Origin of the sequence: Bradyrhizobium sp. SZCCHNGR1005 (assembly GCF_032489995.1) — a bacterium.
In the GTDB taxonomy this organism is placed as follows: Bacteria; Pseudomonadota; Alphaproteobacteria; order Rhizobiales; family Xanthobacteraceae; genus Bradyrhizobium.
Window position 1 is genome coordinate 527,188 of the sequence record NZ_JAUEZC010000003.1, and the last position, 23,493, is coordinate 550,680.

A 23,493-nucleotide genomic window follows, 5' to 3' on the forward strand; every position below is an offset into this window, starting at 1 on the left:
TCAAGGAGCGCCCCCAAATAAGAGATGGGCCAAAACGGCCTCGCGCAGCAATTGGAGGAAACATGGCCACCCGCACGTCGCAGGCGCCGTTATCAAGACGGCTTCCCGTCCTCAAACGAATTCTGCCCATCACGCTGCTTTCGCTGGCCGCAGCTTGGTCCGCAACGCCAGCCAACGCAGCCGACGACATCGTCATCGGCGCGTCGATTCCGCTGAGCGGACCGCTGGCCGGGTTCGGCAGCTTCCAGAAATGGGGCTACAGCCGTGCGGTCGACGAGGTCAACAAGGCTGGCGGCATCACCATCGATGGCAAGAAGATGCCGGTCCGGCTCGTGCTGCGTGACGACAAGACCGATCCCAACGTCACCGCCGCCAATACCGAGAGCCTGCTGTCGCGCGATCAGGCGCGCGCCCTGCTCGGCTCCTGCACCCCGGCGCTGGTCAATGCCGGCGCGCTGGTCGCCGAACGCAAGAAGATCCCGCTGGTCACCGGCTGCAATCCGATCGAGGCATTCAAGTCGGTCCGTAAGTGGAATTACGTCTGGGACCTGTTCTTCCACGAGCCCGAACTCGCCGCGATCCCGTTCAAGGTGCTGGACGATCTCAAGCTCGAGACCAACAAGAAGGTCGCGATCTTCCATGACAACGGCCCGGACGGCCAGGTCGTTGGCGGCACGCTGTGGCCGCAGATGGCCAAGGACGCCGGCTATGACGTCGTGCAGAACGCGTCGTTCCCAGTCGATAACACCCAGTTCACTTCGGTTGTCGCCGAGGCGAAGGCGAAAGGCGCCGAGATCGTGCTGGTCGATGCCATCACCCCGCAAGCGGTCTCGATCCGCAAGCAGATTGCGTCCGCAGGCTTTGCACCCAAGCTGCTCGTCATCGAGAAGGGGGCCGAGCCGGTGCAGTTCGCCGAAGCGCTCGGCAAGCTTGCTGACGGTGTGCTGGTCGGCGGCTACTGGGATCCGAGCTTTCCCTATCCGGGCGCCAAGGATCTCGCGGCCGCGTTCGAAAGCGAGACCAAGCTGACCTTCAGCCAGCACATCGCCGACAGCTATGCTGCGGCGCAGATCCTGCTCGACGCGATCGCGGCGGCCGGCTCGCTCGATCCCGAGAAGATCAACGCTGCGGCCGCCAAGACCGACAAGACCTATGTGGTCGGGCCCATCAAGTTCGACGAGAACCACACCGCCAAGCTGCCGCTGGCGATGCTGCAATGGCAGGGCGGCAAGACGAGCATCGTCTGGCCGGCGGACCGCGCCACCGGCAAGATCCTGTTCCCGGTGCCTTGACCGCTGAGACAAGGCCGGCGCCGATCGCGCCGGCCGTCACCGATGTCATGCGGGCGAATGCGAATGCCTGGTCTCGATGTGATCGTCAATGCACTGATCTCGGGCCTGCTGCTCGGCGGCATGCTGGCGCTGACGGCGCTTGGCCTGTCGATCATCCTTGGCGTCATGCGTCTGGTGAACCTCGCGCATGGCGAATTTCTCGTGGCGGGCGCCTATGCCGGCCTCTTCCTGCTGCAGCGAACCGGCATCGATCCGCTGGCCGGATTAGCGCTGATCGGCCTCATTCTCGCGCTGATCGGCTATCCGATCTATCGCTTCCTGCTGGAGCCGCTGGCCGGCAAGGGATCGGAAGCGGCCATGATGACCATGTTCGGCCTCTCCATCATCCTGCAGAACCTGTTCGTGCTGCTGTTCAGCGCCGACACCCGCGCCATCGAGCGCGATTACGCCACGGTTCCGCTGACGCTCGGCCCGATCAGCGCGCCGCAGATCTACGTGATCGGCTTCGCCATCTCGGCCGCGCTGATCCTGGCGGTGCATCTGTTGATCGCACGCAGCCGGTTCGGCAGCGAGCTGCGCGCCAGCGCCGACCAGCCGCTTGCGGCTGCCATCATCGGCATCAATGTCAGCCGGGTCTATGCCTTGACCTTCTGCCTCGGCACCGCCTGCGCCGGAATCGGCGGCACGCTGATCGGGGTGGCGCTGTCTTTCACGCCGACCAGCGGCGCCACCTATCTGTTGACGGATTTCGCGGTGATCGTGCTCGGCGGACTCGGCAATGTGCTGGGAACGCTGGTCGGAGGCATCGTGCTCGGCGTGCTGCAGAGCGTCGGCGGGCTCACGCTCGGGGACGGCTATCGCGACCTGGTCGGCCTGGTGCTGTTCCTGGCGATGCTGCAGCTCAGGCCGCAGGGCTTCCTCGGGAGCCGCGCATGACCGTGCTGACCACACGCGCTCCCGAGCACAGCCTGCTGCTGCATCATCCGCTTGTCCGCCTCGCCCTCGCCGGCATCTTCTTCGCGGCGCTGATGGTCGCGCCTTCGATTCTGCCAACCTATTTTGTCGAGATCGGCTTCAAGCTGCTGCTCTATATCGTGCTGGCGGAAGCGTGGAATCTGCTTGCCGGCTATGGCGGGCTGGTGTCCTTGGGAAGCTCCTCCTTCTTCGGCCTTGGCGCCTATGTCACGGTCGGGCTGCTCAATTACGCCGATAGCGGCATCGCCTTGGCGCTGGCTGCCTCGGCGGTTGCGGCCATGGCACTCGCGCTTGTGATGTCGCGCGGTCTGTTTCGGCTGCGTGGACTCTATTTCACCGTCGGCACCTTGGCGCTTGCCGAAGCGCTGCGGCTGCTCGTCGTCAATGTGCCCTGGTTCGGCGGCGCTACCGGCCTGTTCGTCAGCGCCGATTTGCCCGATATCACAGCGTTGTTTCGCGACACCGCGCTGCTGCTTGTCCTCGCCTCGCTGGTTATGACCTTGGCAACCGGCTCTCGCTTCTCGGTACTGCTGCGGGCGGTGCGCGACGACGAGGACGCCGCAAGCCAGGTCGGCGTGCGTGCGTTCCGCGTCAAGCTCGCGGCGTTCACTGCGGCCAGCGCGCTCGTCGCAATTGCCGGGGGTCTTCAGGCGATCAAGCTCGGCGCCATCGAACCCTACGGCAGCTTCGGCCTGCAATGGTCGGTCGATCCGCTCGCGATCGTGATCATCGGCGGACTCGGCATGCGCTTCGGCGCCATCATCGGCGCAGTCTTCTTCGTCGCCATCGGCGAGCTGCTCGCCGACTACCCAGAGCTCCATGTCGCGATCACCGGAGTCATTCTCATCATTCTGATCCGCTTCGCGTCGCGCGGACTCTGCGGCCTCGTCGAAGCCGCGCTGCGGCGCGCCGGCCCCACCAGGGCTGCGAGCTCATGACCGTCGCCACCAATACGACTCCGCTGCTCGACGCCGTCGGTCTCGGCAAGCGCTATGGCGGCCTCGTCGCGATCGAAAGCCTGGATATCAGGCTCGAAAAGGGTCGCGTGCTCGGTGTGATCGGCCCGAATGGCGCCGGCAAGTCGACCCTGATCGGGCTGCTCGGCGGCGCCATTTCCGCGAGTGCAGGACGCATCGATTTCGAGGGCCGCGACATCACCGGTCTGCCCGCCTCCGAGCGAGCGCGGAGCGGCATCGGCCGCACCTACCAGATCCCCCGCCCCTTCCTCGACATGACCGTGGAGGAGAATCTCGCCGTCGGCCAATTCTCGCTGACCCCGTTCATCGCCACCTCGACGGCCGCGGCCGAACGGCGCGACATCCTCGACCGCTGTGGGCTCGGCGGTGCCGCCCACGTCAAGGCCCGCGATCTGCCGCTGCTCCGGCGCAAGCGCCTCGAAGTCGCCCGCGCGCTAGCGCTCAAACCAAAGCTGTTGCTGCTCGATGAGGTCGGTGCCGGCCTGATCGACAGCGAAGTCAGCGAGCTGATCGCCCTGATCCAGTCGCTGAACGACGGCGAGCGCTCGATCATCGTCATCGAACACGTGATCCGGATCGTGAAGGAGTGCTGCGACGATCTTATGGTCATCAACTTCGGCAAGCTCCTGGCGAGGGGGCCGACCACCGATGTGCTGGCGAGCGACGATGTCGCCGCGATCTATCTCGGCACCAGCCATGGCGCCGCCCCCAAGACCTCCTCTTCAGAGACGCCGCGCGCCAACGTCATTGCGTCGACGGCAGGCGCTGAGCCGCTGCTTGCACTCGATGGCGTGTACGCGGGCTATGGCCAGGCTCGGGTGATTCATGACCTCAGCCTGTCGGTGATGCCGGGTCAGGTCGTGGGCATTCTCGGCAGCAACGGCGCCGGCAAGACCACCCTCGCTCATGTGATCAGCCGCGCCTTGCCAATCACTGCCGGCCGGATCCGATTCGATGGCGAGGACATCACACGCTTGCCGCCGCATGCGGTGGCGGCGCGCGGCATCGCCCATTGCATGGAGGGGCGGCGCATCTTCGGCTCGTTGTCGGTCGAGGAAAATCTGCTGGTGGCTGCACGCCGCGCCGACACAGCAGAACGCAAGGCGCGTCTGGCGCGCGTCTACGCCCTGTTTCCGGTGCTCGCGGAGCGGCGTAACGCGCCGGGCACCTCGATGTCGGGCGGCCAGCAGCAGGCCTTGGCGATCGGTCGCGCGTTGATGGCCAAGCCGCGGCTCGTTATTCTCGACGAGATCAGCCTTGGTCTCGCGCCGGTCATGATGGACCGCCTGTATGCGGCGCTTGCCGAGCTCAAGCGCGAGGGGCTGTCCATGCTGGTCGTGGAGCAGGATATCGAGCGCGCGCTCGACCTTGCCGATGTCGCCCACATCATCAACAAGGGACGGATTACTCTGTCCGGCCCGCCGGCCGTCCTGCGTGCGGACGAGCGGCTGCGTCATCTTTATTTCGGGACCGAAGAATGAGCGGCCGGACAGCGTCGCAAGGAGCGTGACATGAAAAAGATTGCCGTCGAAGAAGCCTTCGTCACCGCCGAGATCGCCGCAGAATGGACGAAGGTGCTGGCGCGCTCAGACGTCGAACCAGGCTTTGCCAAGATGGGCGAAAGCATCCTGGCCGACACGCCCGGCAACGCGCTGCTGCATGGACGCCTGGTTGACATCGGCAAGGGCCGGATCGCGCATATGGACGAGGTCGGCGTCGACATGCAGGTGCTCTCCTTGACGTCCCCCGGCGTCCAGGTGTTCGCGCCCGATCTCGCCGTACGGCTCGCAGCCGACGCCAACGACGCGCTCGCCGAAGCAGTGCGCGCTGCACCGACGCGGCTGGCCGGACTGGGCGCCATCGCGCCGCAGGATCCCCCCGCGGCCGCGCGCGAGATCGAACGGATCAAGTCGCTCGGCCTGCGCGGCCTGATCGTCAACTCCCACACGTTCGGCGAATATCTTGACGCGCCCCGCTATGTCCCGATCTTCGAGGCGATGGAGGCGACCGGCCTGCCGATGTACTTGCATCCGCGCGAACCTGCACCCGGAATGGTTCAGCCGTTCCTCGATTACGGCCTTTATTTCGCCGGCTGGGGCTTTGCGGCGGAGACCGGCCTGCACGCCATGCGGCTGATCATGTCCGGCACCTTCGCTCGCCATCCGAAGCTCAAGATCATTCTCGGCCATATGGGCGAAGGCATCCCGTTCTGGCTGCAGCGCATCGACAATCGCTATCTCCTGCAGGTGAAGATCGGCGCCGTCGAAAAGCTGCCCCGGCTGCCGAGCGAGTACTTCCTGGACAACTTCGTGATCACAACGGCCGGGGTCACCTCCATGCCCGCGCTTCGGCTGTCGATCGACGTGCTCGGAGCTGAACGCATCCTGTTCGCTGCCGACTTTCCTTACGAGGATGATGCTGAGGCGCTCCGCTTCCTCGAAGGAGCTGCGCTCACGCAGCGCGAGCGCGAGCTGATCGCATACCAGAACGCCGAGCGCCTGTTCGCGCTCTCCTGAGCGGACCGGCCGCACATCTCGGCGGGCGGCCGACCTACGAATCCTCGTCAGCGGAGGGCCCATGCGGTGCCATAGACTGGACCTGAACCTGCTGCTGGTCCTCGACCTGCTGCTCAAGCTGAGGAACGTCAGCCGGGTCGCCGAGACACTCAACCTGACTCAGTCCACGATCAGCAGCGCGCTGGCGCGGTTACGCAGTCACTTCGATGACGACCTCCTGATTCAATCCGGCCGCGAGATGCTGGCGACCCCGTTCGCCGCGCAGATCGCGGACTCGGTCGATCAGTTCGTGGCGCGCGCCCGTACGATAGCGCTGGCGCGCGCCGAGTTTACGCCGGAAACCGCAGAGCACGACTTCGCGGTCGTCGCGTTGGATTACGTAGCCGGTATTCTCTTGTCCAATCTCATCAAGCGGGTCGCCCAGGCTGCGCCGGGTATTTCGATTTCCCAACTGCCGCTTCCGGACACGCGTGAGCGTGCGTCCGCCGCTGAATTCGATGTTTTCATCGGCTCCAACGTTCCCTTCCATGCCGCCGTCAACACCAGCGTGCTATGGGAGGAGCGGTTCGTTCCTGTTGTCTGGGCCGGCAATACGGCGGTGGTGGACCCCGTCTCGCTGAACGCGATTGCGGCCTTCACCCACGTTTCTGTTGCACTCGACGAGCGCTTGAGCGTCCGCATCGTCGATCAGTTCTTCCAGTCCGTGGGGATCCGGCGGACGAAAACGATCCGCCTGCAGAGTCTCCTGCTGGTGCCCGAGTTCATCGTCGGCACGCCGTATATGGCGATCCTGCCGTTGCGCCTGGTCCTGTCTCGCGCGCAAGGGCTGCCGCTTCGTATTCTGCAGACCGACTTCGAGCTCCCAACCATCACCGAAAGGCTGCAGTGGCCCGTGCATCTCGACAAGGATCCTGCCAATATGTGGCTGCGCGAGATGATCCAAACCTCGGCGGCCGACGTGGAGGCACGATGGCCCGTTTGCGCACCAGTCTGCCCACCCTTGTCCGGAGCGGCGCTGCGTGAATATCGCAGCGCCGCTTCGAAGCCAGCCACGTGAGCAATGAACTAGAACTTCACGGTGATACCGCTATAGACCGTCTTTTCCGTGCAGGAGTTCGTGCTTTGGCCGGTCGCGGCGACAGTGCACACGCCGGGCATGGCGTTGTGGTCGAGACCGAACTTGTTCTGCCAATACCGGTAGGCAACCCAGACATCCACCAGATGCGAATATTTGGGACCCATCATTGCCTTGCTGGCATCGAACGTCAGCCTGACAGGCTCGCTGTTGAACTCGACGGCGCTGGCCGTGCTGAACCGACCAGCGCCTGAGAGTGCCGGCAGGCCATTCGAATCCCCTTTGGTCCCATACCAGCCGGCGCGTCCGCTGATCGAGAAGAATTGCAGGGACGGCGGCAGGAAACCCAGGTCCATGTAGTAATTGGCTTCCACAGCCCATGTCGGGTGGTAGCTGACATTGCCGGTTGCGTTACAGCTGACGCCGGCAACCTGCCCGCCTGCAAAGGCGGTTCCGCACTGAGTAAACGCGTTGTGGTTGGAGAATTCCCAGGACACCAAGGGCGCGACGTTGAAATAGCCCTTATACGGCAAGTCAAACGCAAATTGGAGCCCGGCAACGGCCTCGCGCTTGGCCGGCGCGAGGAAGATGTTGTCAGTCTCGACGTCCGCGCCGATCTCGAAGGACACGTTGTGCAACGGTCCGACACTGAAGGCATTGGTGTTGAATATCTGATTCCAACCGAAGGTGCTTCGGAACAAGCCGTAGAACTCGGTCCCCCCCGCGCAATCTCCCGGCGTGAAATTGACCGTGACGCCAGCATTGATGCAGGGTGACGCCGGGTCATTGTGACCCGACTTGAGCATCATGATGTTCACGAAGTTGGTGCCGTAGGCCCATGCGTCGAAGTGCGTGAACGCGTAGACCTGCTTCGCGGTCGTGCCGTTGACCGTTCCGTTCGGGTTGACGCTGAACTGGCCGGGGGTTGTTCCGCTCGGCATCCATGAAAAGGTCGCTCGATTGTCTACGACGAAGAAGAACGGTTGATCCGGCGGCGGGTTTGCCTTGACAGCCAAGTCCGCAGCATTGGCAACCACACCCAGCTGAACGATGATGACAGACGCAAGCAAGTGGCAACGAAATGCCATATATCCTCCCCCATTTTTTGTTTTCGGCGGCTGTGATCCTCTTCGGGATCCTGGCCAACCGCGCTCTCTGAAGAGCTTGCATGAACATCGCGATCCTGGAGAGTTGGCGCTCTCCGAACAAACGAAATCGATCGATACGAGCTATTGTCGTTCTTGATAGCATCCCATCGATTGGCTCCCGCATGCGTTCCTTCAGCAGGTGACGCCGCGCAGAGACCACCGCTGCAACATCTCGCACGACCGATGGTCGCGACTGATAATTAGTCGGCGGAACGACGAACTATCGAGGACTTTTTGATGATATATGGACCAGCCTAAGTCAGGCTTGCCACGGCACTGAGCGCAACGATCTCGTCCTGCTCACCGGTCCCGCCGCTGGTGCCGATCGCCCCGATGATCTTGCCGTCTTCGACGATCGGGACGCCGCCCGGCACTGCGACGAGTCCCGGCGTGAGCGTCGTGATATAGACACGCCCTGCTTCCACCAGATCGAAGAACGCCTTTGTCGGGCGTCGAAATCGAGCCGCCGTACGCGCTTTCTCGATCGCGATCATCCATGACGCAAGGTGCGTGTCGTCCATTCGCTCGAGATAGACGAGGTCGCCATTTGGGTCGGTGATTGCGATCGAGAATGTCCAGCCGCGTCTCGTCGCCTCGTTGACGGCTGTTCCTGCCAGCTCCTTGGCGCGCGAAAGTGTGATCGGGACGCCGTAAGCCAGCGGGCGCGTCTGTTCGGACATGAAAATCGACCTGCTTTGTTTTGAACTCTCGAGTGCGCGTCACATCTTCCTTGTGCGGACTTCAGGCGGAAAGACGTGCAGACAGATCCGCTGACCGCGTCTCGACGCCGCTGGTCCGCAAGTGCACGCCGACGAAGCATGCAGCCGCTCCCCATGCCAGCATCGCCGCGGTGATACCGAGCGCCGGATAGCCGAAGCCGGTCACAACGCTGCCTCCGAGAAACGGCCCGATCGCGGTGCCGATCATCATCATCGCCGGCGTCAGCGCCGCCATGTGACCGCTGCGATCGAGCTTGGCGATCAGGCCGAACATGAAGACATGGGAAAATACGACAAGGAAGACCGGTGTCGAGGCTGCTATCGCATAGACGGCGAACAACGTGGCGTGGGTGATGATCAGTGATGCGCAGCCGTGCAGGAACATGCCACAAGCGGCCACGTGGGTTGGCGACAGACGTCCTTGAAGGAGCCCGGCGAGAGCGGGAGCGGAAAGATTGATAAAGGCTGCTATTGCAAGCATCGTCGCGACCGACGCGGCAGGAAACCCATCATAGGAGCCGACACGCTCGATAAAGCTGAAGATGGCCGACTGCGCGGAGGTCAGCAGCACAACGCCCAGGAAGGCCATCACGCGAGTATCGAGCGGGCTCCGCTCGGCTTCCCCAACCACAGCCAATGTCACACTCTCCAGCTTGTGCGGAAAGGCGATCGCGCTGAGAACCGAAGCCGCCAGCATCAAGGAGCCCAAGACGATAAAGACAGCGGCAACGCCGCTCTGGGTCATCAAATGAGGAACGACAGCGAAGAACGGGATGCCGAATGCACCCACGCCGACGTTGACCAGCGCAAAGAGCCGATGCGGATTGCGGCTGCGGCCGATCGTGCCGTGCACGCAAGAGAGCCCTGCCCCAGCGCCAAGCCCGGCAAGGAGGTGCAGAGGCGTAAACACCAGGAGCCCATCGAGTTGCGCCATTGCCAGGAAGCACCCGGCCGCGACAGCAAAGCCGAGACCCGCCACCAGCCTGCCGTCGACCCGATCGAAGCGCGGTCCCAAGATCAGATTACTGGCGAGAATGCCCGCGATATAGAGGGTGACAAGTAACCCCGCTTGTTGTGACGTAAAGCCATGCGACTGGACTAGACCGCCGACCCATAGCGGCAAAGCGACAAGATCCGCGAGCCCCGCCACATGTGATACCAGGAGGACGGCGCGACCTGGCCATGTCTCGCTTGTGGTTTTAATCATTTTCCTTCCCCGATCGTTTTTGTTCGCTTGTATCGAGCTTTTTGTTTTTACCGGACAGATCTCCGAAGAGGCAGATCGTCCATCGTACCCAGTTGCACAGCCCCCCTGCGCAAAACCACCGCGACCCGTGACGACCGGAATTCCCTATCCGCGTCGCACGACCAAGTCTTGCTGGCTGCTCCGCGTCAAACAAACATCCGCAGCATCTCAAGCGCCGTTTCGGGACGTGGGATCTTGAAGCTGACGTCCTTCCAGTCCGCGACCGCGGGACGATCGAGACATTCGCGCAGCCAACGCTGCATGGACGGCCAGGCTTCGATATCAATGCCGGCGAGCGGGAGAAGCGTCATGACCGATGCGACGTTCAGGTCGGCAACGGTGAAGTGCTCATTCACAAGATAAGCCTGCCTCTGCAGATGCGCGTTGAGAACGCCCCAGGGTCGTGCAAGCTTGCCGAGAGCGATTTCGACCTCGGCCTCACGTCGCGCACTCGCAGGCTCGAACAAAACTCGGTTGGCCGCAGCCAGCAGCAGCGGCTTCTCGATTTCGGTGATGACCCAGAAGCTCCATTGCGTCGCGAGTGCCTCCTCCTCCATCGTGCGAGGTGCGAGCGGTCCGCCATACTTGCGTGCGAGATAGAGATTGATCGCAAGCGACTCGCACAGTCGAAGGCCGTCGTCGTCCAGCGCGGGGACACGGCCATTGGGATTGATGGCGAGAAACTCCGGGGTGCGCGTGCTGCCATCCTGAAAATTGGTCGGCACATTCTCCCATTCCAACCCGAGTTCCCTGAGCATCCACGCGTTCCGGAGAGCCCGCGAATGCAACGATCCATAGAGCTTTATCACTGCTTGATTCCTCGATCGTGCTAGCATTCGCGCGATCGCATCACAGCGATCTCTCAAGTACCTTTTGGGCGACCCAGGTACCGTGAAAGCCCTCGTGCACACGGCACGGAAACTTCACGACGGCGACAGGCCCACGGCTCAGATGCAGAGCATCGAGGATCACCAGATCGGTCCGGTTCTCGGCTCTTCGACCGACCATCGACAGCAGCCATCCATCGCCCTCCTTGGCGTCGGCGCTCTTGGGGACGAAGTACGGCTCCTCCGGGGAGGAATCGGGACCAGCATAGTAGAAGTCCAGCTTTCCGGTCCCCTCGTCGAAGTGACCCAAACACGTGAAGGGCGGCCCCTTCGGGCCAAACGGCAGCATGGGTCCGAGCTTCGGATTGTTGGTTCCGAACCAGTAATGCCGGGCGCGGCTCATCGCGAAGCGGGGATCGATCACCGGCATCTCGCCAATGTGCTCGATGAACCGTGTAATCTCGACGCGGTCGGCTTCGCTCGCGAGATCGACGATCCAGCGCTCGCCGAATGGCGGCAACTCGTGAGCATTAGGGTTGTGCAGGTCCGGAAACTGGCTCAGCCAGCCGGACTCGGTCACGAAATGATCGAGAACCAGCCTGCTGCCATCTTCCCAGGCGTTGAAGCTGTGCGTCTGCATCGCCGGCTTCGGCGCGGTGAACCAGCGGATGGCGCTGACGCCCCGCTCACGCGGGATCACGCCGATATAGGTCTTTCGATGACTGTCCCAATGCCAATACGACTCGCCGCGCTGGACGCGCTCCCAATCGCACACCATCGGACAGATGACGAAAGCGATGTAGTTTCGCGAGACCAGGAAGTCATGCACCATCGAGCAGTATGGCGCCTTGAAGCGCTCGGTGCGAGTGAAGCAGCCTTCGCGATCAACCCTGTAGAGCTCGATTTCGTCGCTCGCCACACCTTCGCAATTGTAGGCGAACGCAATACATTCGCCAGTCAAGGGATCGAACTTCGGATGAGCCGTGAAAGTGCGGCTCTTCAGCTGGCCGGCGAAATTGCTCTCCCCGCGGGTTTCCAGGGTGAGCGGATCCAGCTCATACGGCCTGCCCGATTCCTTCAGGGCGTACAGCTTGCCGTGGTGCCACATCACGGATGTGTTCGCGGTGTTGGCGTCCTCGCCCGCAACTTCGGAGGAATCCGTGAACGGATTGCGGTAAGCCCCGAACAGCGCTCGCCTGGCCGCCCGCTCCAGCTCGAACTTGCGCGTGCGCACGTAGCGTGTGGTGAGATCGGCGTGCCCGCGCTCGAACCGCACCATGTGCACCATGCCATCGCCGTTGAGGAAAATGTCGCGGCCGTGCAGCGGCGGATAGGCATGATCCGCGCTATTGCGGTAATAGACGCCTTCGAGTTCGGGAGGAATGGCGCCGACGACTTCCAGATCGTGAACGCTGCCTTCGATCCGAACGGGCGCAGCATAGCCCTGAAAGACAATATCATCCGGAAACTGCAGGCCCTCCGCCAGCCGCACATGTTCGTTCATTTCGAGTTCCTTTCACAACGAGATCGGGACAACGCGGGAGGGATCATCGAAGCCGGCGTCCGATCATTCCATGATCGGGCCGGTCATCGACGTCGCGCACAGCTGGGCCGCCGCCCTGCAAACACGCCAGGAACGCTCTGCTTGATTTCCTGAAGTTTCATCCGCCTCACATGCGGGAGATAACCGCTGAAGACGGCAGCCGAGAGCCCATCCGAATTGTCAGTCGCGCGGGCCACGACGGCATCGACACCACCCAGGCGAAGCATCCCTCCATCGACCACTCTTATGTTTCTATTTTTCGAATACGTACTCTATGGATGGTCCCTCAAACCACAAAACGGATTGTATCGATGAGATGTATCGACATTCTCGATACTAACCCGTTCCGCAGAGTGGCGCCGGATCACAGATCCAGACCGTGTTCTTCGCTTTTCACGATCTTCAGTTTGACAGCCCGTCGTTTTCGAGAGTACTCTCAAAAACAACAAGCGTCGGACTTGGTTGACGGGACCAGATCCGACGCGGCGGTTTTGGGAGGAAAGCATGCTCAAGGCATCATTGATTATCGACGGCGCAGAGCGGCCCGGCGCGGCCGGGCAGTTCGAGAGGCGCAGCGCGATCAGCGGCGATCTGGTCACGGAAGCAGCCGCAGCGACGCCCGAGCAGGCCATTGAGGCCGTCGCGTCCTGCGCGGCGGCCTTCCCCGCCTGGGCTGCCACGGCACCAGCAGCAAAACGCGATATTCTCCTGAAGGCTGCAGCCCTGCTCGAAGCGCGCACTGACGAATTCAGGGACGTCATGATCGGCGAGACCGGAGCATCGAAGTCCTGGTACGTGTTCAACGCGAAACTTGCCGCCGGCATGTTGCGGGAAGCCGCCGGTCTCACCACCCAGGTGAAGGGAGAGATCATTCCGAGCAACAAGCCAGGAATGTTCTCGATGGCAGTACGACGTCCGGCCGGTGTGGTGTTGGCGATTGCGCCGTGGAATGCGCCGGTGATCCTGGCGGTCCGTGCGGTTTGCACGGCCATTGCTTGCGGCAACACGGTCGTTCTCAAGGCCTCCGAGCTCAGTCCCGGGACCCAGTTCAAGCTCGCACAGGTGATGCACGATGCGGGACTGCCTCCAGGCGTGCTCAATTTCATCACGCACAAGCCGCAGGATGCGGGAGCCGTCGCGGAGGCGATGATCGCGCATCCGGCCGTGCGCCGCGTCAACTTCACCGGTTCGACGCGAACCGGCAGGATTGTCGCCGAAACCTGCGCCCGCTATCTGAAACCGGCACTGCTCGAACTCGGCGGCAAAGCTCCGATTCTTGTGCTGAAAGATGCGGATATCGACGCCGCGGTCGCAGCGACTGCGTTCGGCGCCTACATGCACCAGGGCCAGATCTGCATGTCGACGGAGCGCGTGGTTGTCGATCACACCGTCGCCGACGAATTCGGCGACAGACTGGCGGCCAAGGCCAAAACTCTGGTCGCGGGCAATCCGTTAACCAGCGATGTCCCGCTCGGCGGATTGATTTCCGTCCAGTCCGTCCATCGCGTGCAGGCGCTGATCGCGGACGCAGTCGGAAAGGGGGCGAAGCTGCTCGCCGGTGGCGACGCGGACGGCGCGCTGATGAATGCGGCGCTGCTCGATCACGTCAGGCCCGGCATGGACATTTACTACGAGGAGTCCTTCGGACCGGTAACGACGATCGTGCGCGTCAATGACGTCGAGGACGCCATCCGCGTCGCCAACGACACCGAATATGGCCTTTCCTCTGCGATCTTCACCCGAGATGTCGGCCTCGCAATGGCGATCGCGCAGCGGCTCGATTTCGGCTGCTGCCATATCAACGGACCGACCGTCAATGACGAAGCGCAGATGCCGCTCGGCGGCATGAAGGCCAGCGGCTATGGCCGGTTCGGCGGCGCGCCGGGCATCCACGAGTTCACCGACGTGCAGTGGATCTCGGTCGAGGATCCCAACCAGCACTATCCGATCTGACCCTTGGCCGCGATCGCGAGGAACATCAAATGTCGAAGAGCTATGATATCGTGGTAGTCGGATCCGGCCACAACGGCCTGACGACCGCAGCCTATCTGGCCAAGGCAGACCTCAGCGTGCTCGTGCTGGAAAAGAACGACTGGCTCGGTGGCGGCGTGGTGACCAAGGAAATCCTGGCTCCCGGCTTCAAGTTCGATCTGCATTCGTCGTTGCACGTCAACATCCAGGCCAATCCTCTGATCAGGAATGACGAGCTGAAGCTGCAGTCCAAATATGGCTTGAAATATCTCTACCCTGATGCCGTCTATTCGACGATGTTCGAAGACGGCTCTTCGCTGATCACCTACAAGGATGTCGAGCGGACCTGCGAGAGCATTGCCAGGATCTCGCCCAGGGACGCCGATGCCTACCGCCGCTTCGCGGCGATGAGCATGAAGATCGTGCCGATGGTGACGCAGAGCCTGTTCACGCCCGCGCCGCAGCAAGGGCCCTTCTACGCCCTGCTCGACCAGAGTCTCGAAGGACAGGAGATCTTCCGCGCCCTGCAGATGAGCAAGCTCGACATCTGCCGCGAATGGTTCGAGAGCGACAAGCTGATCATTCATCTGCTCAAATTCGCCGCGGAGACGCTGACGGCGCCGGAGGAGATGGGCACCGGGTTCATCCTCTACACCATGCCCGGCATGGTCCATACCTATCCGATCGGCGTGCCGGTAGGCGGCAGCGGCGCGCTGGTCGATGCATTGGTCGCCTGCCTCGCGGATCACGGCGCAGAGTTTCGCACGGAAGCGCCAGTTGAAAAGGTGCTGGTGCAAAACGGCCGCGCCACCTGCGTCCGTTTGGCATCCGGCGAGGAGATCACAGCGCGCGTCGCCGTGATCGGTCAGATTCATCCCTGGCTGATCGGCGATATTATCGAGAAGGTGGCGCCGGACGTCGCCGCCCGCGCCAGGCGGGTCAAGACCGGCGCCTTCTCCATCATGCCCCAGCATCTCGCGCTCAACGAGCCGCCGAAATACAAGGCCGGCGCGGACGCAGGGCGCGTGATCTTGGCCAATTATGCGCCGCCCACGCTCGAGCGATTCCTGCGCGTCTTCGACAATTATCGTTACGGCGACATGTGGAACGAAGGATCGACCGACACCATCCTCGCCTCGCATATGCAGTGCCAGTTCGACGAAACCCAATGTCCCCCGGGCAAGGCCGCGATCACCGTCTATGGCTTCGGTCCGTTCGAGCTGCGGACCGGCGCGGCATCCTGGGATGAGCGCCAATGGGAAATCGGCGACTGGCTGCTTGAGCGTTACCGCGAATATGCGCCCAACGTCACCCGTGAGAACATCATCGGCCGCCGTTTCGATACACCATTGGAGGTGTCACGGCATTCGTCGATGTTCCAGAAAGGCGACGTGAGCGGGGCCGGCGAATATCTGCACCAGATCGGCGGCCACCGCCCCAATCCCGAGCTCGCGAAACTGAAGATACCGGGGATCGAGAACCTCTATCTCACGGGGACCGCGATCAATGTCTCGAGTGTCAGCGGTGCAGGCCGCGCGACCGCGATCAGGGCATGCCAGGATCTGAAGATCAACTTCGAGCGTCTGATCGGGTGAACTGATGCGGATCTTCACACCCGAAGGGACCGAGCTGATGACGATCACCAGCGTCGAAGCGACGAAGGATGGGATTGTCGTCGGCGGCACCATCATGGGTGCCATGCCGATGAAGGGCGTGCTTCGCGGCGACGAGCTGCGGGCCGGCTACAGGTTTCTGAGCTGGGCTCTTGTCATGAGAGGATTGCGTATGGTCTTCAGCGGAAAATGATCACCAGCCCGCACATGATCGCATCATTGCAGCTTCCGCGCACCGTGTTCGGTGCCGGCGCTCTATCCTGCCTTGACGAGGAGCTCGGTCGTTTCGGCATGCAGCGGCCGATGCTGGTGACCGACCAAGGGATCGTGACAGTCGGCGTGGTCGAACGCGTCAACGCCGTGCTCAAGCAGCGCACCGTCGCGGCAATCCTGAACGACGTCACCGAAAATCCGCTGTTCTCGGACGCCGACCGGGGTGCGGCGCTCTACCGGACAAGCAACTGCGACGGTGTGATTGCGCTCGGCGGCGGCTCGGTGATCGACACTGCAAAATATATCGCGCTGCTCGCCACCAACCCTGGCACCGTCAGCGCCTATGCCGGCAATCCCGCGGCGAAGCCTCGACGATGCGCCCCGCTTGCGGTCATTCCAACCACAGCCGGCACCGGAAGCGAGGCGTCGCCGGATGCTGGCATCCACCCGGATGCCGCGACCGCCTCGACGGGAATGAGCTCACCCGCCATCGTGCCGCATCTTGCAGTGCTCGATCCGGAGCTGACATTGACGTTGCCATCCCGGCTCACCGCGGCCACCGGTATCGACGCGATCTCGCACTGTGTGGAAGGCTATCTTTCCAGCCGAATGTCGCCCTTTGCCGACGCGCTCGCATTGGACGGCATCCAACGAGCAATGGCGGCCATCCGAGATGCGACCCAGCGCGGAGACGATGTTCGCGCGCGATCGGAGATGATGGCTGCTGCCTATGCGGGCGGCGTGGCCATCGGCATGGGCCTGGGGCCGGCCCATGCCATCGCGATCACCTGCGGCGACCAGGGCTTCCATCATGGCCTGTTGAGCGGCATCGGCCTGGTCTGCTCGTTGGATTTGGTCAGCCGTCACGCCCCCAATCGGGCCGCGGCCATTGCGCAGGCGCTGGGACTGTCCCCCGGCGCGTCGCTTTCCGCGGCAATCGCGGACCTGATGCGGGCGCTGAACCTGCCGGCGACCTTGGTCGAGCTTGGCTACAGGGCGGTCGACGTCTCAGCTCTGGGCTCGCGCGCACATGCGAGCCCGTTCAACCTGACCGCACGCTACCACCCGTCTGCGGCGGAATATACGGAGATGATTCAGCGCTCATTCGATGGGGTGATCGGTGTGTGACGTCCGCCTGATTATGCTATCGTACGCCGAATGAGCACGCATCCGACCCGCACGAAAAAAACCCGTCACTTCCAGGACGCAAGTCAGGACGACACCAAGCGCCTGCGGACGCGGGCGTTGATATTGGATACGGCGATTGCTGTCCTGGCCAAGAAGGGACTCGAGCGAACTTCGATTCTGGAAGTGGCAGAACAGGCTGGGCTTTCCAACGGAAGCTTCTATTACCATTTTCGCAACAAGGCGGAGCTGATCGAGGCAGTCGCCGGTGCTGTCGCCGCCGCACTGGTGCGCGAGGTCGACGAGGCCATTGCCGGGGTCGAACAGGGCACGGAACGTGTGGCGCTCGCAACGATGCTGTTCATCGAACGTGGCCTTCAGGATCCCACATGGGGGCGCCTGATCGTCAACGCGCTTGCGGAGCTCGGAGAGTTTCGCGAGCAGATCTTTTCCGGCATTCGCAAGGATGTCCGGATTGGAATCAAGCAGGGCTATTTCAAGACCGCCGACTCCCCTGCCCTCTACGCGATGTTGTTGGCGATCGTGGGCGCAGCCATGCGCGAAGGCCTGGGCCGGCCGGATAAATCGATTCCCGCTATGGCAGCCGAGGCAATCCTGCGTGTTCTGGGCGTCGAGGCAGCCAAGGCGGGGTTGATCGTCGCGCGCCTCCGGACCGGAAATGCAGGACGAGCGTAGTTTTGTAAGTGCAGATTGCTAGGCCGCCTCCAGCGACCTGCGCGCAGAGATCTGTCCCTCATCATTCATTCGCGCGAACCCGCGGGTCGCGCAGCGACTGCAGCAGCAGACTCATCCCTCACGACGCCCAATGGAGAGCGCGGTGTCTTCCCACCGCTGCGTACTGGGGGTGCCGGCAATACGCCTTAACAGTGAAACCGGACGCTTCGACTGCGCCGGAGAAATCGTCTGCTTATCCTCCGTTCTAGACTGAAGTGAGGGTCGGCCTCCCCGCAATTCAGTCCGTGGCCGAGTGTGTGATTTCGGGATTTCTGTCGCGAGGTCGATGAGGGCACCTACTCTACGCGCCATGTGTTTGCTTGATGGAAACAAGCACCGATCCCCAGTAATGTGGACGACTATCTAAGCGAGCACGTTGGCGCCCCTTTCCGGACCGCTTTCTGGCCTGCTCCACTATCTCGGCTGGCCAGCGCCCATTCTTCACGTCCTGAAGCACAGCCCTCCTCACTATTTGTCTCACTTCAATAAGGGCCCTGGTCTGGGGCTGCTCGGACAGCGAAATCAGGCTGAGTTCCCGTATCAAGCTTGGCTCGACGATGCGCCGCGCATGAATGCCGCTTTTCAAGAGATCGCTGCCCACGGTTGACCTTGCTAGAATGGCGCATCCCAGGCCGGCCTCCAGTGCTGTGCATGATGTTCAGCGAATCGATCTCTAGCTTTGGGCTCGCCTTGATCTGGTTACGAAGGATCTGTGTTTGAATGATTGCACGCGATGTCGGCGGCGTCAGCCCGAGCACCGCGCCTTGAGGTATGTCCGCGAAGGCGACAGGCGAACCGGATGACGCCGCTTCGTGTTCACGTGGGCGCTCATCTACACCGCAGCAACGATAGTGATGGCCTTTCAGACGAGCTCTGAGGGCCTGCTCTTTTGGCGTCTCATTGCGGGGATCGGATTGGGCGTCGAGGCGGTGCCCCTAAGCGCAAGCCGTCAGATGTCTAGGCGACGGCGTCGAAAGGATCTCTGCGGGGCCGGCGGGGTGCCGAAGCCGAAAGTGTGAAATGGTTCACGGCGGTGGGAAATCGCTCACGGCGAGCGCGTCGGATGTAAGATCGTTCATGGTGCGAAACAGATTGCGCCGTCTCCGACTACACAGCGCTACCCGAAACTTCCTCGATCAGAGGAGTTGTTTGCGACTACCAGGAATCGTGGATGTTTTGTACGGGTCGATTTTCTTGGGTCGATTTTCCTGGGCTTGAAATCGTGAAAATCTCAACGAATTCAAATGGTAGCGGGAGGCGCTACCTGCATCCCCCCGACCGCCCCACTGATTTCCTACCCGAATTTATGGTTTCGGTGGCGTGACAGGCACCTTCATCCCGGCCGCAAACCCCAGCAAAAACAGACACGCGCCGGCGGCCGCCAAGGCCGCAAACGGGCCTGCGGAAAGTCCCGTGCCGAGGATAAACGCGCCCGCCCCCATTATGAGACAAAGCGCAAGGCCGGTCGCCGGCCTTTCAGCTTTCGTTTCCATGGTGCGACCTTACCATGCTCGCAGCCCCTATGAACTTTCCTGCGCACCTCGGCGCATATATCGCTATTAGCAATTGACAAAAATATTGCTATAAGCAATATTCACACCATAAGAACGATCGCTTACACCCTCACGGCAATGACCGCCCTTAAGCGCCATGCCAACAGAGCTAAGCTGATCCGGTCTAAGATCGAGCAGTATGCCGCAAACCCGGCAGCCCAAGCCCGCAACGTCAAGGCGCTGGTCGGAAGCGATCGTTTGCGGTTGCGCGTTCAAGACTTTCGCATCTTGTTTACTGAGACTGCCGACACCATCACCATTCACGATATCGGCCCGCGTGGCGGGATTTATGACTAAGGACAACCGACATGCCCGTGATGACCAAAACCCCGCAAGGCGATGACATCGTGATCTTGTCCCGCAAGGAATACGATCAACTGGTTGCCGCAGCCAATGAAGACGCCGCCGACGCGGAAACCCTGCGCCGCTCGATCGCCCGCGTTGAGAGCGGCGAGGAAGAAACCTTTAGCAGCGACGAGGTTGACGCGTTCCTTGCGGCGAAAACGCCGCTCGCATTCTTCCGCAAAAAGCGCGGCTTGAGCCAAGATGAACTGGCTAAATGCGCGGGCATCACGCAAGGCTATCTGTCCGAGATCGAGGTCGGGCGCAAGAGCGGCGACGTTCAAACGCTGCGCAAGCTGGCGAACGCGCTGAAAGTGACGCTCGATAGTTTGGTGCCCGACGAGCCGAGCGAGGAAGACGCACCGCGCCCGCGCGCGAAAAAGCGCAAGGCCTCCTGAGGCAATGAACTTTGACAGACTGGCAGGCCTCGCAAGCGCGGTCGGGATATTGTTAATCCTGACGATAGTCATTGCTGGGGCAGAGCCGGGTTTTAAGCTCAAGGACTGGCAACCGCCGATGGCGGCGATCATCGCGCTTGGCGCGGGAACGCTCGCCTACCGTGGTGCGATGGCAAAGGTCAATTTCGACAGGGAAAAGGAACAGCGTGACACGGAACGAAAGAAGCTCGGCCTCTATTTGAGGCTTCGCCATGCCGCCGAAAAGCTCCGGGAGGAAGCCGATAATGTCGTCCAACGGCTCGGCTTCAATATGTGGTCCGCCCATCGCAAAGTGAGCACACCACAGATCCAAATGACCGATCGAGCCGACTTCGACGAGGCCTGGAACCATCTTGAGATGTTTCCAGCCACGTTGAGTTTTGACCTTGATTTGATTCGCTCTGAACTTCCGCGCGCTTTGAAATTGCTGAAGTCGATTCCAGAAACCGACACCGCGGAAGTCCCTATCACTGGTTTCGGGGATTTTCACCCCCTCGGCGAGTATCGCACAATTGCGGAAAAGATCGTTAAAGCCGCCGACCGAATCGTCCAAAAACTGGACAGTGAAATTGTGACGTTCAGGATTTAGAGCGGTTTGCGATCGGGTTGAATCGCGAGGGATTCCCAAATCGGTTCGGCTCTGATTCAATTTGCTAGCAGCAACGGAGGCAGGCAAAGAATGGCAGGATCGTGCTCGGTCGATCTTCGGAAGCGGGTTGTCGCGGCAGTTAAAGGTGGCATGTCGCGGCGGCAAGCTGCGGCCCATTACCAAGTGGGCGCATCAAGCGCGATCCGGTGGGTCGCGCTTGAGGAAGAAACTGGCGATATAGCGCCGAAGAAGCTTGGCGGCGATCAGCGTTCGAAGGCGATTGAGGCGCAAGCCGATATCATTCTGGCGCTGGTTGCTGATAAGCCCGACATGACACTGGAGGAGTTGAAGGCGGCCCTCTCCGCCAAAGGACATAGCTTCAGCGTGTCAGCCTTGCACCGCTTCTTCGCTCGTCGAAACATCACGTTTAAAAAAAGACAGCGCATGCCGCAGAGCAGGAGCGGCCGGATGTCCTGAGCAAGCGGAAGGACTGGGCAAGCAAGCAGGCCGAGTTGAGCGCTACCAAGCTTATCTTCATCGACGAGACCTGGGCTTCGACCAATATGGCTCGAACCCGCGGCCGCGCCCTTCGCGGCGAACGCCTGCGGGCTTCAATTCCACATGGTCATTGGAAGACGACGACCTTCGTCGCTGGCCTGCGCCAGTCGGGACTGATGGCGCCAATGGTGATCGATGGCCCGATCAACGGTGACGCCTTCCAAGCCTATGTCGATCATGTTCTCGTTCCCGAATTGAAGCAGGACGACATCGTCGTGATGGACAATCTCAGCAGCCACAAAGGTGCAGGCGTGCGAGCGGCGATCGAGGCCGCTGGAGCGAAACTGCTCTATCTTCCGCCGTATAGTCCCGACTTCAACCCGATCGAAAACGCCTTCTCCAAGCTGAAAGCGCTACTTCGAGCCGCCGCGGAACGAACTGTTGATGGTTTATGGAACGCCATCGGACGCTGCCTAGACTGCTTCGAACCGGCCGAATGCGCCAACTACTTCAAAACCGCAGGATATGACCTAACTTGATCGAAAAACGCTCTAGGTTTTGATCGACCTCTGAATCTCATGGTCCAACCACTTGCAGTTAATGTCTAAGCAAGCGGGGGACGGCCGATTTCGCAAAAGCACTGCTGCGAAAACGCCGCTCGCATTCTTCCGTAAAAAACGCGGCTTGAGTCAAGATGATCTCGCCAAACGCGCGGGCATCACGCAAGGCAATCTGTCCGAGATCGAGGTCGGGCGCAAGAGCGGCGACGTTCAAACGCTGCGCAAGATGGCGAACGCTCTGAAAGTGACGCTTGATAGTTTGGTGCCGGATGGGCCAGGCGAGGAAGATGCGCCGCGCCCGAGCGCAAAGAAACGCAAGGCGTCGTGAACATGCGTCGCCGCCAAAATCGCGGGTCGGCGGACACGGCATCATAGCGTAACGCCTTGCCGGCGATCATCGCTGGGGAACTCTGATCCCTTGCGACGCAACCGAGGAGCGTTGAGACGGCCCACTGCACGCATCTTTCCACCTCATATTTGTCGTGCATGCGCGCATTCGGCAACAGAAGGGAGCTTGGGCGATGAAACTGACCGACGTCGAAGTGAACGACAGACCAGAAATTGACGGGAGCATACGGGTCGGCGGCTATTTCGGTGCACAGCGGGTTGTGTACCAAATCCCGCGTGAGACGCTTGACGATTATTTTCCGAAGTGGCCGCACCTAAGCGACGCACAGCGCCACACGCTCGTGACGAGCAACCTTAATGCGATCAAAGGCATCATGCAGCGCAAATGCGAGTTGCAGGCGTGGCGCGAGATTCGTGCGCCGGGGGGATCGTTCTGGTTGCTTGAATTCGAGCCGCGCGACCTGCACCAGCAACTGAGCGATCATCAGCTTTTCGTCCCCTATGTGCAGATGATTAAGGACGGCACCTTTCAAGTGAACGTTCCGATTGCGGGCAGTCCGTTCCCTCATGTGCTCGCCGACGTATTTCGCACGGAGGAGGAAGCTGAAACGTGGTTGGATAGCCCCACAGGTCGTGAGCTTGTTCAGAAGGTGCGAATGACCAAAACTGAACGGGGACATTAATCGCCACAGCGCCAAAGAGACCGCGTAAGGAGGCAGGCAATGCACGTTGAGTTCAGCGGATGGGACACAAGTCGCCCGGGTCTCGTTTGGGGCCGTTACGTTTACTCGAAAATGGGCAATGCTAGGGACTTCGCGCTTGAGGTACATTTCGACATTCAAAAGGGGCCGCTTCTCACCCACACTTTCGTGAGTTTTCTCGTGAGCGACTTAGCTAGCCGGCTCGTCGACTCGATCGCAAAGGGCGTGCCGCCAGAGGCCATCGCACCGCGCCTGCGCGACCTTGAGGCCGAGCGCGGGAAGGCCCGCCAAGCATTGGAAATGGCCCAGGAAGCCGACAACGTGATCGCGCTGCACCCAAGAGCGCTCACCCGCTACAAAGCCGCAATCGCCACCTTGGCCGAGGAGTTGGCCCAGGGCGACGCCGAGCTCACCGCCGGCGCATTCGCTGTGATCCGCGAGCTCGTGACTGCGATCGTTGTGCATGCTGCGCCGAGCGACGCCGGCGGGG

Annotated in this window: 23 protein-coding genes; 17 read left to right on the forward strand and 6 right to left on the reverse strand. The window is 61.6% G+C overall.

Annotated features, from left to right (window positions below; genetic code table 11):
- Positions 1-62 precede the first annotated feature (62 nt).
- The 6 genes from QXZ85_RS14885 (at position 63) to QXZ85_RS14910 (ending at position 6,817) form a co-directional block, all read left to right on the forward strand.
- Positions 63-1,292 carry an amino acid ABC transporter substrate-binding protein gene (locus tag QXZ85_RS14885; RefSeq protein WP_315768424.1) on the forward strand — a complete coding sequence of 410 codons (1,230 nt, stop codon included), beginning with the start codon at positions 63-65 and terminating at the stop codon, positions 1,290-1,292.
- A gap of 63 nt (positions 1,293-1,355) precedes the next feature.
- On the forward strand, positions 1,356-2,228 hold the full coding sequence (locus QXZ85_RS14890; RefSeq protein WP_315704796.1) for a branched-chain amino acid ABC transporter permease: 873 nt from the start codon (positions 1,356-1,358) through the stop codon (positions 2,226-2,228).
- The gene (locus QXZ85_RS14895; protein WP_315704797.1) at positions 2,225-3,205 is read left to right on the forward strand and encodes a branched-chain amino acid ABC transporter permease; all 981 of its coding nucleotides are present in this window, start codon (positions 2,225-2,227) and stop codon (positions 3,203-3,205) included. Before QXZ85_RS14890 ends, QXZ85_RS14895 begins: the two co-directional genes overlap by 4 nt.
- Complete coding sequence (locus QXZ85_RS14900; RefSeq protein WP_315704798.1) at positions 3,202-4,725, forward strand: ATP-binding cassette domain-containing protein; 1,524 nt, start codon at positions 3,202-3,204, stop codon at positions 4,723-4,725. Before QXZ85_RS14895 ends, QXZ85_RS14900 begins: the two co-directional genes overlap by 4 nt.
- A gap of 30 nt (positions 4,726-4,755) precedes the next feature.
- On the forward strand, positions 4,756-5,760 hold the full coding sequence (locus QXZ85_RS14905; protein WP_315741992.1) for an amidohydrolase family protein: 1,005 nt from the start codon (positions 4,756-4,758) through the stop codon (positions 5,758-5,760).
- A 61-nt stretch (positions 5,761-5,821) separates the two neighbouring features.
- Positions 5,822-6,817, forward strand: coding sequence for a LysR family transcriptional regulator (locus tag QXZ85_RS14910; protein WP_315704800.1), 996 nt, complete (start codon positions 5,822-5,824; stop codon positions 6,815-6,817).
- 8 nt (positions 6,818-6,825) lie between these two features.
- On the opposite strand, the gene QXZ85_RS14915 is transcribed toward QXZ85_RS14910, so the two are convergent.
- From QXZ85_RS14915 to QXZ85_RS14935, 5 genes are all read right to left on the reverse strand, one after another.
- On the reverse strand, positions 6,826-7,923 hold the full coding sequence (locus tag QXZ85_RS14915; protein ID WP_315741993.1) for a hypothetical protein: 1,098 nt from the start codon (positions 7,921-7,923) through the stop codon (positions 6,826-6,828).
- A 314-nt stretch (positions 7,924-8,237) separates the two neighbouring features.
- On the reverse strand, positions 8,238-8,663 hold the full coding sequence (locus QXZ85_RS14920) for a heme-binding protein (protein ID WP_315768426.1): 426 nt from the start codon (positions 8,661-8,663) through the stop codon (positions 8,238-8,240).
- A 61-nt stretch (positions 8,664-8,724) separates the two neighbouring features.
- On the reverse strand, positions 8,725-9,909 hold the full coding sequence (locus tag QXZ85_RS14925) for an MFS transporter (RefSeq protein ID WP_315704803.1): 1,185 nt from the start codon (positions 9,907-9,909) through the stop codon (positions 8,725-8,727).
- A 185-nt stretch (positions 9,910-10,094) separates the two neighbouring features.
- Positions 10,095-10,784 (reverse strand): glutathione S-transferase family protein, encoded by a 690-nt coding sequence (locus QXZ85_RS14930; RefSeq protein ID WP_315768428.1) that lies wholly within the window; start codon positions 10,782-10,784, stop codon positions 10,095-10,097.
- A 13-nt stretch (positions 10,785-10,797) separates the two neighbouring features.
- A complete protein-coding gene (locus QXZ85_RS14935; RefSeq protein WP_315768430.1) occupies positions 10,798-12,279 on the reverse strand; it encodes a carotenoid oxygenase family protein in 1,482 nt (493 codons plus the stop codon).
- A 543-nt stretch (positions 12,280-12,822) separates the two neighbouring features.
- On the opposite strand from QXZ85_RS14935, the gene QXZ85_RS14940 reads away from it, so the two are divergent.
- The 5 genes from QXZ85_RS14940 to QXZ85_RS14960 are packed head-to-tail and all read left to right on the forward strand — an operon-like array spanning position 12,823 to position 17,936.
- Positions 12,823-14,271, forward strand: coding sequence for an aldehyde dehydrogenase (locus QXZ85_RS14940; RefSeq protein WP_315765362.1), 1,449 nt, complete (start codon positions 12,823-12,825; stop codon positions 14,269-14,271).
- 29 nt (positions 14,272-14,300) lie between these two features.
- Positions 14,301-15,884 carry an NAD(P)/FAD-dependent oxidoreductase gene (locus QXZ85_RS14945; protein ID WP_315768432.1) on the forward strand — a complete coding sequence of 528 codons (1,584 nt, stop codon included), beginning with the start codon at positions 14,301-14,303 and terminating at the stop codon, positions 15,882-15,884.
- 4 nt (positions 15,885-15,888) lie between these two features.
- On the forward strand, positions 15,889-16,095 hold the full coding sequence (locus QXZ85_RS14950; protein ID WP_315704807.1) for a hypothetical protein: 207 nt from the start codon (positions 15,889-15,891) through the stop codon (positions 16,093-16,095).
- A 14-nt stretch (positions 16,096-16,109) separates the two neighbouring features.
- On the forward strand, positions 16,110-17,243 hold the full coding sequence (locus QXZ85_RS14955; RefSeq protein ID WP_315704808.1) for an iron-containing alcohol dehydrogenase: 1,134 nt from the start codon (positions 16,110-16,112) through the stop codon (positions 17,241-17,243).
- Between the two features lie 30 nt (positions 17,244-17,273).
- Positions 17,274-17,936 carry a helix-turn-helix domain-containing protein gene (locus QXZ85_RS14960; RefSeq protein ID WP_315704809.1) on the forward strand — a complete coding sequence of 221 codons (663 nt, stop codon included), beginning with the start codon at positions 17,274-17,276 and terminating at the stop codon, positions 17,934-17,936.
- Positions 17,937-18,276: 340 nt separating this feature from the next.
- Here the strand turns inward: QXZ85_RS14960 and QXZ85_RS33775 are convergent, their stop codons facing one another.
- The gene (locus QXZ85_RS33775) at positions 18,277-18,618 is read right to left on the reverse strand and encodes a hypothetical protein (protein ID WP_409998225.1); all 342 of its coding nucleotides are present in this window, start codon (positions 18,616-18,618) and stop codon (positions 18,277-18,279) included.
- 988 nt (positions 18,619-19,606) lie between these two features.
- Between QXZ85_RS33775 and QXZ85_RS14965 the strand changes: the two genes are divergently transcribed.
- The 6 genes from QXZ85_RS14965 to QXZ85_RS14990 all read left to right on the forward strand — a co-directional run bounded on the left by QXZ85_RS14965 (position 19,607) and on the right by QXZ85_RS14990 (position 22,985).
- On the forward strand, positions 19,607-19,825 hold the full coding sequence (locus QXZ85_RS14965; protein WP_315704810.1) for a type II toxin-antitoxin system RelE/ParE family toxin: 219 nt from the start codon (positions 19,607-19,609) through the stop codon (positions 19,823-19,825).
- Positions 19,826-19,836: 11 nt separating this feature from the next.
- Positions 19,837-20,268 (forward strand): helix-turn-helix transcriptional regulator, encoded by a 432-nt coding sequence (locus QXZ85_RS14970; RefSeq protein WP_315704811.1) that lies wholly within the window; start codon positions 19,837-19,839, stop codon positions 20,266-20,268.
- Between the two features lie 4 nt (positions 20,269-20,272).
- A complete protein-coding gene (locus QXZ85_RS14975; protein WP_316174374.1) occupies positions 20,273-20,896 on the forward strand; it encodes a hypothetical protein in 624 nt (207 codons plus the stop codon).
- Positions 20,897-20,986: 90 nt separating this feature from the next.
- Positions 20,987-21,933 (forward strand): IS630 family transposase gene (locus QXZ85_RS14980; protein ID WP_315769751.1). Its coding sequence is split into 2 segments (ribosomal slippage): positions 20,987-21,326 and positions 21,326-21,933, totalling 948 coding nucleotides; the frame shifts between segments, so codons are not numbered across the junction.
- Positions 21,934-21,994: 61 nt separating this feature from the next.
- The gene (locus QXZ85_RS14985; RefSeq protein WP_315744104.1) at positions 21,995-22,282 is read left to right on the forward strand and encodes a helix-turn-helix transcriptional regulator; all 288 of its coding nucleotides are present in this window, start codon (positions 21,995-21,997) and stop codon (positions 22,280-22,282) included.
- A 193-nt stretch (positions 22,283-22,475) separates the two neighbouring features.
- On the forward strand, positions 22,476-22,985 hold the full coding sequence (locus QXZ85_RS14990) for a hypothetical protein (protein ID WP_315744101.1): 510 nt from the start codon (positions 22,476-22,478) through the stop codon (positions 22,983-22,985).
- Positions 22,986-23,493: the final 508 nt, after the last annotated feature.